Genomic DNA, 11,099 nt, shown 5'->3' with positions numbered 1-11,099 from the left:
GAAATGCGAGTCGACGCCGTCAAGCGTTTCGCTATGTTCGTTCGCCGCGTCTCGCCAGGGCCTGCGCGGCCCGGCAATGACACAGCTCCCACGGCTCCACGGGACTCGGTGGGAGCGCGGTCGTCGCATAGCGACACCGGGCGAAATGCGAGTCGACGCCGTCATGCGTGTCGCCTTGTTTGTTCGCCGCGTCTCGCCAAGGCGAGGACACGGCTCCCACGGCTGCACGGGACTCTGTGGGAGCGCGGTCGTCGCGTAGCGACACCGGGTGAAATGCGAGTCGACGCCGTCAAGCGTTTCGCTATGTTCGTTCGCCGCGTCTCGCCAGGGCCTGCGCGGCCCGGCAATGACACAGCTCCCACGGTGGACGCAGATCCCTGTGGGAGCGCGGTCGTCGCGTAGCGACACCGGGCGAAGAGAGAGCCGACACCGTCAAGCGTGTCGCCTTGTTTATTCGCCGCGTCTCGCTGGCGCGAGGACGCGGCTACGCTGGACGCCTCAGCGGCGGCGGCGTTTGCGGAAGGAGTCGTCGGGGGTGCCTTTGAAGCACGCGAGCACGTAGGGGTACACCTCGGTCATGTAGTAGCCGTACTGGCCGTCGACTGTCATGCCGTTGCACGCGTCGAGGTCGCCCAGTCCGGCGACGTATTCGTAGTCGTCGCGGAATGCGCCGTCGTAACTGCCACCGGGGTCGCCCGCCCCGGACGGCCGCTGTCCGGTCTTGAGCCGGTAGCTCGAGCGCACGGCCCGCACCCGGTCACCGTCCTGAATCAGGCTGCCGAAGATCGGAAAGCCGTCCGCGGCAAAGCCGACCACCGGTGAGGGCTCACTGCTGTTGTTGCTGTACAGCGCGTTGGGCGGCCCGTGGTAATGGTAGGTGCCGTCGGGTTGCGTGTGGGCATTGTGGCTGTCCACACCGAAGCCGTTCTCACGAAACATCGGGTCGTAGCGCCAGGGCTGGTTGGGGTCGTTGCAGCCAATGCGGCCATCGCGCACACCAAAACACCCCGCGGCAAGCAGGTCCACCTTCACGCCATTGAGCAACACGGCGTTGTCGAGCCGCAACGACAAGGGAGTCGGTGCGCCGGCAATCGCCGGCGAGGCTGTCACGCTGAAGCGTTGGTCCTGCTCGGCGACGGGGTTGCGAAAGCGCCGTGCGCCGTCGTTCAGGTCGTGGTTCGGAATGGCGTTGCTTTCGAATACGCACTGGCCGCCCTCGACCGACACGCGCATTTCGCCGCTGTAACGGGTGTTGGTGTTCACGTCCCTGACCGCCGAGGTGGTTTGCCACTCGGCGTAGTCCGCACAGTTCGCGCTGCGCCGCGTCAACAGCGCATCGGTGATGTCGGTCACGCCGGCCGCGTCGACCGTCGACACCGCGTTGCCCGCCTGCACGGCGAGCGCAAAGCCGTTGAGGGCGGCCACCCGCACGCCGTACTGCGCCGTGCGGTTGATGACGTTGTTCTGTTCCCGCGGGTCGGCGACGAGGTCGTAGAGCTCGCGCGACCCGTCGTCAAAGGCGATCAGCTTCACCGTGTCGTCCCGCACGGCCCACCCCGAAGTGCGCCGGCTCTTGAATTCGCTGTAGTTGAACCGCCTGGGCGCCGCCACGTCGTGCGCAAGCAGGTCGGCGAAACTCACGCTGTCGAGGTTCGCCGGCGTGCCGGCCCCGGTGAGCTCCGCCAGCGTGGCGTAGACGTCCACTGCGTTGACCAGCGCGGCTTCGCGCTCGCCGCGCCGCGCGACGCCCGCACCGGAGGCGAGCAAGGGCACGCGGATACCACCCTCGTACAGGGTGCCCTTGCCCTGGCGCTTGGCGTACGCCGTGGTGTCGATGACCCGCGAGGGCGTGCCGTTGTCACCGATGTACAGAATCAGCGTGTTCTCCCGGCTGGCATCGGGGAGCGACGCCACCAGGCGACCGATTTCCGTGTCCATCGCCTCGATCGCGGCAAGGTAGTAGTCCCGCGGGCGGGCGCGGATGTCGGCCGCAGTGCCAGACAGTTGCCGAGCATGCAAGTCGGCGGGCGGCAAGTGAAACGGCGCGTGCGGTGCCACGTACGCAAGCCACAAAAACCACGGCGACTCGCCCTGGGCGCCGATCCAGTCGATCGCGAGGTCGGTCATCGCGGTGGTGTGGTAGGTCGTTGCCACGCGCTGTGCGCCAGCGTCGCTCAGCGGCCACTGTGTGTAGCTGTCGACGGTGCCGGACAGGGTGCCGGCAAAGTGGCCGACACCGGCTTCGATCGGGTGGAAATCGTCGGTAGCCCGGCCACCGGCCAGGTGCCACTTCCCGATCAGCGCAGTGCTGTACCCGCTGCCCTGGCGCAGGTGTTCGTGCAGCGTCAGACGCGCGGTGTCGAGCCGATCCGGCACCGTGTCGACGCCACTCTTGTGGCCGTGCAGGCCGGTCAACAGGGCACCGCGCGTGGTCGTGCACGCCGGTGTCGCCCAGGCGTTGTCAAACACCAGGCCATCGGCCGCCAGTTGATCGAGGTGCGGCGTGAACGGCTGATCCTCACTGACCGTGTACTGCGCCGACGCGTCGAGACCCTGGTCGTCCGACACGATCAACAGCACGTTGGGCGATCCGAGTGATGCCGCGTGACCCGCGGCCGAACCGATACCCAATGCAAGCCCGACGCAGCACGCGGCTGCAATCGGTGACGACGTTGTGCGAGACGACACGGGCGACTCCCTGTTCCTGGTGGCGACACACTCAGTGTAGGCGCCACTGGCGCGAGCTCACACCACCCGAGCGGTAAGTCTGTGTAAATGTCCTTCAGCGAACGTCAGGCGAGACGTCGCGCACTGTGGTGTGCCAGGTCGCGGGCGAAGTCGCCGGCCGAGAGGCCGCGCCGCAGCGCCCGTTCCAACACGTCGCGCTGCGACGCCGGCACCGGTCCGTCAACAGGCGGGTCGCGGTCGAGGTTGGTCGGGAACGCATAGCCCTCGGCGCAACACGCGATGGCGGCGCGCAGCGCAGGGGGAATGTCGCCTGATTCGACGCGCGACGCGAAGGCCGGGTAGAGCGCACGGCACATGCGTTCGCGGTCGACCACCTCGGTTGAGCGGCCAAAGGCCGAGGACACCTGCAACAGGTTGGCCAGGCGCTCGATGTCGGCACTGCGGTTGCTGCCGGCCGCGTGGTACACCGCCGGGTTGAAGAACAGCGCATCGCCTTTGGCCAGCGGCAACTGCACGCAGTGCGATTCGAAATGGGCCCGAATGTCTTCACGCTGCCAGACGAGGTAGCCCGGACCGAAGCGCTGTGACCCGGGCAGCAACTGGGTGGGGCCTGACTCGACCGGCATGTCGCAGTGCGCAACCGCACCTTGCAAGGTCAGCAAGGGCGACACGTCGTGCACCGCGCGCGGGTAGGCCGTCGCGGCGAGCGGCCCCTGGAAACCGAGGTGGTAGTCCCGGTGTGCCTTTTGCGCCGCACCGCCCGGGTGCACCAGGTTCACCTGCGCAGTCATCTGGTAGAACGGGCCCAGCCAGGCGGTGCACACCGCGTCGATGGCCGCCGACCCGTGGTAGCGCACGAAGGTGTCCGGATCCGCGAGCGCGAGCTTCTGCAAGGAGTTCCAGATCCGGTCGTTGCCGCTGGAGAAATGGTCGGCGTGTTCGGTCTTGCCTTCTGCTTCGCGCTCGAGGATGCGCTCGAACGCGGCTGTCGCGGCATCGACCGCGTCGAGATCGGGCACCGCGGCCCGCAACACGACGACGCCGGCACCGTGCTGCAACACCGCCGCCCACTCCGACTGCAGCGCGCGCAGGGCGGCGCTGTCGACGGGGCCGCAAAGCACCTCGACCAACGCTGGCACGTCGTAGACGGGTATGCCTTGCGCCACGTCCACCGCTTGCGGTGTCGGCGTAAGCGGGGCGTCGCAGGCGGCGACGAGGTCGGCCACCGTGACCGCGTCAGCGTTGTAAAACGCGCTCGTGGCACGGCGTTTGGGGCGTTCGATGGCGTCGACCGGTGTCATCTCACACCTTCTCCTAAGTCAGTAGGGTTGCGACTTGGCGCCCTCATCCTGCCACGTCGCCCTGGCCTCGGTCACGCTGCTGCGCTCGCTGACGGCCGGGATGCCGACCTGCCACCAACTGCCGCCGCCGGTCGAATCCACCGGGTTGGTGTCGATGCAGATGGCGTAGCTGCCGGCCGCCGCGCGTGCCCGTTGCAGCGCCTCGGCGAGCCCATCGAGTGAGGACACGTGCTCCGCCGTCGCGCCCAGCGCCCGTGCGTGGGCGGCAAAATCGACTTTGGGTGTGTTGCCCTCGGTGCCATCGTCAAGCAGGTTGTTGAACGGGTCCTGGCCGCAGGCGTTCTGCAAGCGGTTGATGCAGCCAAAGCCGCGGTTGTCGAGGATCACAAGGGTGATTTTCTGATCGAGCGCCACCGAGCTTGCGATTTCGGAGTTCAGCATGAGGTAGCTGCCGTCCCCCACGACTACGAACACCTCGCTCGCGGGGGACGCCATTTTCACGCCGATACCGGCTGGAATCTCGTACCCCATGCAGGAGAAACCGTACTCGCTGTGGTAGCCGGCGCTGTGCCCGGTCGGCCAGACCTTGACGCCCTCGGCCGGCATGGAACCGGCGGCAACGACGAGCACGTCACGCTCCGGGTCGGCCGCGGCAGCGATCACGGCCGTCACCTGGGCATCCGATGGCAGCCCGTCACCCGGTGCCGTGGCGTCGCTGACTTCCGCGGACCAGGCCGCTTTCTCCTGCGCCACACGGTCCACCCAAGCACCACTCGACTGCCAGCCGGCCAGCGCGCTGTCCAGCGCTTCCAGGGTGCACCGTGCGTCGCCGCGAAGCGGCGTCGCGTTGTGCTTGCGCGCGTCGAGTTGCGCAACGTTGATGTTGATCTGCGGCACACCGCTTGAGACCACGGTGCGGGAGCCGGTGGTGAAATCCGAGAGCCGCGTGCCCACGGTGACAATGAGGTCGGCGTCGCGCACCAACGCGTTGGCCGAACTTGCACCCACCACACCCACGCCCCCGGCATTCATCGGGTCGGCGTGGTGCAGCGCGCCCTTGCCGGCCGAGGTTTCGACCACAGGCACCTGGTGGTCACGCGCAAAGCTGCGCAGGGCCTCCACGGCAAAGCTGTAGTGCACACCGCCACCGGCGACCAGCACGGGCCGCTCCGCGCCCCGAATCAGCTCGACGGCACGCGCCAGCCGCGTCGCATCGGGCATCTGCCGCTCGAGGTGGTGCACCACGGGCTCGAACAGCCACGCCGGAAACTCGGCCGTCTCGGCCTGTGCGTCCTGCGGCAAGCAGAGCGTCGCCGGCCCGCACAGCTCCGGGTCGGTCAACACCGCCATGGCCGCGGGCAGCGCCGTGACCAGCTGTTCGGGTTTGGTGATGCGGTCGAAGTAGCGTGACACGGGCCGGAGGCAGTCGTTGGCCGTGATGTTCGGGTCGCCACCGTGCTCGACCTGTTGCAACACCGGGTCGGGCCTGCGGTTCGTGAAGGTGTCACCCGGCAGAAACAGGACCGGCAGACGGTTCACATGCGCGACCGCCGCCGCCGTCACGAGGTTGGTGGCACCGGGCCCGATCGAGCTCGACACCGCCATCATGCGCTGGCGCCGCATCTGTTTCGCGTAGGCGATCGCTGCGTGGGCCATCGACTGTTCGTTGTGGCCACGGTACGTTGGCAGTTGTTGTCGCACCGCGTGCAAGGCCTCGCCCAACGCCGGCACGTTGCCGTGGCCGAAAATTGCCCAGAGCCCCGCGAACAGTGGCTCAACACCGTTTTCCGTTTGCACCTGTTGCGCTGTCAAGAACCGGGTGAGCGCCTGCGCGGTGGTGAGTGTGATTGTGGCCATGGTGGTGGGTCCTCAACAAAGGCGTGGTGTTGAATGTGTCTTTTGTGGGAGCCGCTTATCGAGCGGCGACGCATGCCTTTTAGCCCGCATGCTTTTTGCGCGCTTATCGCCGCTCACGGTTGGTCCGTCACACGTGGTCCGTCACACGGCGGCTCCCACAACCGATGTGCGGCTTTTTTGCCAGGCGGCGATCACGGCACGGTAGTTCTGCGCCACGGCGTCCACAAAACCCGCATCGTCCATGTCGTTTGCAAGCCATTGCCTGGACGGCGCGCCAAAGATGCTTCGACCAACGGCGAAGCCTTTGACGCGTTCGAGCCCCGCCGATGCGTGGAAGCCGGCGGCCAGTTCGTCGATCGGCGCGTCCAGACCCAGCACGACGACACCCTGGCAGTGGGGATCGTGCTCGGCAATCAACGCATCGACGCTGGCGTAGCCTGCCGCACTCAGTGCAGGCAGCTTCCACCAATCCGCAAACACGCCGAGACCGTAGAACCGCTCGACGCTGCGGCAGACGGCGTCGGTGACGTCCCCCGACCCGGTGGGCGGGATGATTTCGAGCAGCAGCTCGTGGCCGCTGTCCTGGCACGCAGCCCAGAGGTCGAGCACCTGTTGTTCCTGGCGGTCGCGCAACGCGGGTTCGTCGTCAGGGTGGTAGCTGATCAGGCATTTGACGATGTGTTCGTCGGGCCAATGCCGCAGGCGTGAGCCGATGCTGCTGCCACCTTCGAGCTGGATCGGGCGCGAGTGCGGCACCTCGACCGGGCGCCCGATCCACCAGTCACGGCCGGAGGCGTCGTTCAACACGTCCTGACCAAAGGTGTCATCGCACAGGATTCCGGCCTGGCCCTGCAACCCGTCTTCGCTGACAACTGCCTGCGCCGCCTGCAGCAGCAAGCGCTTGAGGTACGGGATATGCGCTGTGCTCACACCGGCGGTCTCGCACATCTCGACAAACTGCGCACGGTGATCAAAGGCGAGCACCACCACCTGCTCGCGCGGCGCACGGCGCACACGCGTGGTCACGCGGTGCAACTGATTCAGCGCAGCGTCCTGGTCGGGCCGCGGGATATCGGCCGCGTGCGCGAGATAGTGTGCCAACTCCGGCACCGTCGGCATGGCCGGGGTGCACCCGTGGCGTGAGACCACCAGGGCACCGCTGGCGTTCGCGTAGGTCAATGCCGCTTCATAGCCTTCACCGTTCAGCCAGCCGCGGAGGAACCCCGCCGCAAACGCGTCGCCGGCGCCGAGCACGTTGAGCACGTCGACCGTCACACCGGACACCGTGATACCGTCGTCGATCGCGTCCGGGATGGGCCCATCAAACACGGTTGCGCCAAAGGGGCCGCGCTTCAACACGATGATGGCGTCAGTCACCGCCCGCACGGCACGTAGCGCCTCGAGGGTGTCGGTCGAGCCACCGGCAATGTGAACTTCTTCCTCGGTGCCGATGACCAGGTCCAGCATCGGCAGGATGCCTTGCAAATGCGCCGTGACGCCGTCGTTCGCGATGAAGCGGGTCTCGCCGTCGCCGCGTGAGGTCAGGCCCCAGAGCACCGGCCGGTAGTCGATGTCGAGCGCGGTTTTCACACCGCGCGCACGCGCGATCTTCAGCGCCTCAGTCGACACCGCGTGCACGCGCTCGGTCGAGAAATGCGTGCCGGTGATCAAGAGGCATTTGGCCGACCCGATGAACGCCGGGTCGAGGTCGGACAGCTCGAGCCCCATGTCGGCGCAGTTCTCCCGCACAAACACCAGGGGGAAGGTGTCGCGGTCCTTGATGCCGAGCACCACCATCGCGGTCGGGCGGGACGGGTCGGTGCGCACGCAGCGGGTATCGACCCCTTCGCGCGTCAGTTGCTCGCGCAGGAAGCGACCAAGGTGTTCGTCGCCGACGCGCGTGATCAACCCACTCCTGAGCCCTTGTCGCGCGGCACAGGCGGCGATGTTGGTCGAGGAACCGCCGAGGTACTTCGAGAAGCGACTGGCGTCCTCCAGACGGGCGCCGACCTGGTCGGCGTAGAAATCCACGCCGCACCGGCCGAGTGTGATCAGGTCGAGCGCTGTCACGGTGCAATCAGCCAGTCGTGGTGCGGGTGGTTGTGGAACACCCATTTGCGGGTCGGGCCAGCCATCACGTTGAGGTAGTAGCCCTCGTAACCGTGTGGCACACCGTAGGGGTGGTAGCCGCGGGGCACCAAGACGACGTCGCCGTCGTGAATTGCGAGCGTCTCGTCGAGGCTGTGGTCGTCCGTGTAGACGCGTTGGAACGCAAAGCCCTGTGACGGAAAAATCCGGTGGTAGTAGGTTTCTTCGAGCAAGGACTGGTTCGGCAAATCGTCTTCGTCGTGGCGGTGCGGTGGGTAACTGCTCCAGTTGCCCGACGGCGTGCGCACTTCGACCACGAGCAGGCTGTGCGCCCAGTCGACGCGGTCGGGCAGGATGTCGTAGATGTAGCGCGTGTTGCTGCCCTCGCCGCGCACCGAGTAGCCGACGTCGTCGCCCGCAATCAACCGCACCGGGTAGGCGCCAGACTCACCCCCCGGCGCACTGCACACCGCGAGGGCCAACGCACCGCGCGCGACCACGTGCGCGGATTGCCCCGCCGGCACGTAGACCGACACCGGCTTGCTGTGGTCGGCCAGGTCCGTGCGTTCCCCGAGCTTGGCGAAGGACTCGCCACCGGCAGCGATGTCGGCGAAACCCGACAGAATGACCAGGCAACGCTCGCGCGTGTCGCTCTCGACGTGGAGCACGGCGCCCTCACCGAGGTGGTAGACCTCGAATCCGACGTAGGTCCAGCTGGCCGAGGCCGGGGTCACGCGGTGCACGCAGCCGTCTGCGTCGGCGGGCTGCGGTCGCACTAACAGCGGGCTCACGGCTGCACGACCGCTTGGGTTTCGCCCGTGGCCACGGACGCCGCCGCGGCATCGGCGAGCAGCAACGCCCGCAAGCCGTCCTCACCAGTGGGCACGGTGACGTCGTCGCCGGCTACCCAGGCGACGAAGCGCGTGAGCTCGTTGGCGTAGGCCTCGACGTAGCGCGCCATGAAGAAGTCCTGCAACGGCTCGCGGGTGTAGCCGCCCGCCGCCGCGTGTTCAACGAGGGAGTTGCGCGGGTTGCCGAAGCGCAGCATGCCGGTGCTCCCGTGCACTTCCACCCGCTGATCGTAGCCGTAACTCGCGCGCCGCGAGTTCGTGATCACGGCCTGCTTGCCGCTTGCCGTGGACAACATGGCGGTCGCCGTGTCGACGTCCTCACCGGCGATGGCGGGATCGGTCAGGACCGAGCCAAAGGCACTGACGCGCACCGGCTCCTCGCCGAGCACCCAGCGCGCAATGTCCAGATCGTGGATCATCATGTCGCGGAACAGGCCGCCCGAGCGCCGGATGTACTCGAGCGGCGGCGCAGCCGGGTCGCGCGAGGTGATCACCACCTGCTCGACCTCGCCGATCTCACCGGCGTCCACGGCCGCTTTCAACGCGGCAAAGTGGGGATCGAAACGGCGGTTGAAACCCACCATCAAACGCGCATGGGTGTCCGCCACCACGCCGAGGCACGCACGCACCCGGTCGGCGTCGAGGTCGATCGGCTTTTCGCAGAAGATCGCCTTGCCCGCGCGCGCCGCCGACTCAATGAGGTCGGCGTGGGTGTCGGTCGGGGTGCAGATGATGACCGCGTCGACGTCTGGCGCCGCAATCAACGCGTCGACTTCACCCACCCGGCACCCGTACTGCTCGCTCAGCGACGCCGCGGCTGCCGGCACCGCATCAGCCACCGCGACCAGGCTCGCCACTGCGCTGCTGGCGACCGCACGGGCATGCACCTGGCCGATCCGTCCCGCACCCAATACTGCAAATCTGGCACTCATGTACTCGCATCTCCCCGCGTGACATCGACCCACTGGCGCGACTCGCTGGAGGCGATGAAGGCGTCGCCGACCCGGTGCACGGCCAGCCCGTGGGCAAAATCCGGCCACAGGCTCTCGCCCGCCTCGATCGCCTTCAGGAAGTCGTGTTGTTCGATGATGATCTGGTCCTGGTAGCCGGTGCCGTGTCCCGGCCCCTGGCAGAAGCCGAGGTAGTCGGGGTGCGCCGGGCCTGTGAGGATCTTCTTGAAACCGGCCTCCGCCGCCGGCGCATCGCCGCGGCACAACCACACGGCGTTCTGGTCTTCGCCGTCGAAGCGGATGCTGCCGGTGCTGCCGTGCAGCTCGTAGGCGTAGCCCATCTTGCGGCCGTGCGCGACGCGGCTGGACAGGATGTGCCCCATGGCGCCGCTGCTGAACCGGCAGAGGCACTGGGCCTGATCGTCGTTGGTCACCGCCACACCACCGCGCTCGGTGACCACGGTCTGCATGTCGGCCACCAGCGACGCAATGTCGCCACCGAGCGCCAGTGCACAATTGAACGCGTGCGGTGCGAGATCACCGAGGTTGCCGTTGGCCATGCCCTCGGTGCGCCAGTTGGCAGGCAAGGTGGCGTCGGCGAGAAAGTCCTCGGTGTGCTCGATCCGCAGGTAGTGCAGCGACCCGATCACGCCGTCGGCGAGCATCTGGCGTACGAACTGGGTTGCGGGTGTGCGCACGTAGTTGAAGCCGATCATGTTGACCACACCGCTGGCACGCGCCGCTTCTGCCATCGCGACGGCCGAATCCGTGTTCTCGGCCAGCGGTTTTTCGCAGAACACGGGCTTGCCGAGTGCAAAGGCGGCCTCGCTGATGGCCCGGTGGCTGTCCTGCATCGAGGCAATCACGACCGCCTCCACCTTCGGGTCGGTGACCAGGGTGCGCCAGTCGCCGGTGCTGCGGGCAAAACCGAGACGGGCCGCCGCAGCCCGCGCTCCGTCCTCGGAGCGCGTCGCGATCATTTCGCACCGCGGCCGAAGCGCGGTGTTGAACACCGCACCCACCGCGTGCAAGGCCACCGCGTGCGCCTTGCCCATGTAGCCGGCTCCGACGAGCCCGATGCCGATCTCACGCATGGCCGCGGGCCCCGTGTTGTCCCGATCCGCAGACCAACCGGTAGCGGTGCGCACGGGTGCGTCCAGATCGCGTGTTCACAAGCAGTCCCCCGCACCGACGCGCATCGGCAGCTGAGTGGTGGAATAGCCGAATTTAAGCACAGACAGGGGCTATTTTGCAACCGGTTGCAAAATGGCTGTCAGGCCACACCGTGCCGTGCACCCAGCCGCGTTCGCGGCGCCGCGCCTTCCCTGCCTGTTCGTTCGCGAGCGCTCGAAAAGGCCCGGATC

At 67.4% G+C, this 11,099-nt stretch carries 7 protein-coding genes; all 7 read right to left on the bottom strand.

Annotated features, from left to right (window positions below; genetic code table 11):
* Positions 1-498: 498 nt before the first annotated feature.
* Entirely contained in the window at positions 499-2,688 is a 2,190-nt protein-coding gene (locus AAGA11_10580; protein ID MEM9603299.1) for a YHYH protein, read from the bottom strand.
* Between the two features lie 104 nt (positions 2,689-2,792).
* Positions 2,793-3,989, bottom strand: a complete 1,197-nt coding sequence (locus tag AAGA11_10575) for a phytanoyl-CoA dioxygenase family protein (protein MEM9603298.1) — start codon at positions 3,987-3,989, stop codon at positions 2,793-2,795.
* 18 nt (positions 3,990-4,007) lie between these two features.
* A complete protein-coding gene (gene iolD, locus AAGA11_10570) occupies positions 4,008-5,846 on the bottom strand; it encodes a 3D-(3,5/4)-trihydroxycyclohexane-1,2-dione acylhydrolase (decyclizing) (GenBank protein MEM9603297.1) in 1,839 nt (612 codons plus the stop codon).
* Between the two features lie 141 nt (positions 5,847-5,987).
* Positions 5,988-7,916 carry a 5-dehydro-2-deoxygluconokinase gene (gene iolC / locus AAGA11_10565; protein MEM9603296.1) on the bottom strand — a complete coding sequence of 643 codons (1,929 nt, stop codon included), beginning with the start codon at positions 7,914-7,916 and terminating at the stop codon, positions 5,988-5,990.
* A complete protein-coding gene (gene iolB / locus AAGA11_10560) occupies positions 7,913-8,725 on the bottom strand; it encodes a 5-deoxy-glucuronate isomerase (GenBank protein MEM9603295.1) in 813 nt (270 codons plus the stop codon). The genes iolC and iolB overlap by 4 nt, the downstream gene beginning before the upstream one ends.
* Positions 8,722-9,717 (bottom strand): inositol 2-dehydrogenase, encoded by a 996-nt coding sequence (iolG, locus tag AAGA11_10555; GenBank protein ID MEM9603294.1) that lies wholly within the window; start codon positions 9,715-9,717, stop codon positions 8,722-8,724. The genes iolB and iolG overlap by 4 nt, the downstream gene beginning before the upstream one ends.
* The gene (locus AAGA11_10550) at positions 9,714-10,829 is read right to left on the bottom strand and encodes a Gfo/Idh/MocA family oxidoreductase (GenBank protein MEM9603293.1); all 1,116 of its coding nucleotides are present in this window, start codon (positions 10,827-10,829) and stop codon (positions 9,714-9,716) included. The genes iolG and AAGA11_10550 overlap by 4 nt, the downstream gene beginning before the upstream one ends.
* Between the last annotated feature and the right edge of the window lie 270 nt (positions 10,830-11,099).

This window comes from Pseudomonadota bacterium, from assembly GCA_039196715.1.
Taxonomy (GTDB): Bacteria; Pseudomonadota; Gammaproteobacteria; order CALCKW01; family CALCKW01; genus CALCKW01.
This window is presented reverse-complemented; position numbering and strand designations above follow the sequence as displayed.

What these genes read in the sequence shown, in the direction of transcription:
- iolG (MEM9603294.1), bottom strand. Translation starts at nt 9,717, where the DNA reads ATGAGTGCCAGATTTGCAGTATTGGGTGCGGGACGGATCGGCCAGGTG.
- AAGA11_10575 (MEM9603298.1), bottom strand. Translation starts at nt 3,989, where the DNA reads ATGACACCGGTCGACGCCATCGAACGCCCCAAACGCCGTGCCACGAGC.
- iolD (MEM9603297.1), bottom strand. Translation starts at nt 5,846, where the DNA reads ATGGCCACAATCACACTCACCACCGCGCAGGCGCTCACCCGGTTCTTG.
- AAGA11_10550 (MEM9603293.1), bottom strand. Translation starts at nt 10,829, where the DNA reads ATGCGTGAGATCGGCATCGGGCTCGTCGGAGCCGGCTACATGGGCAAG.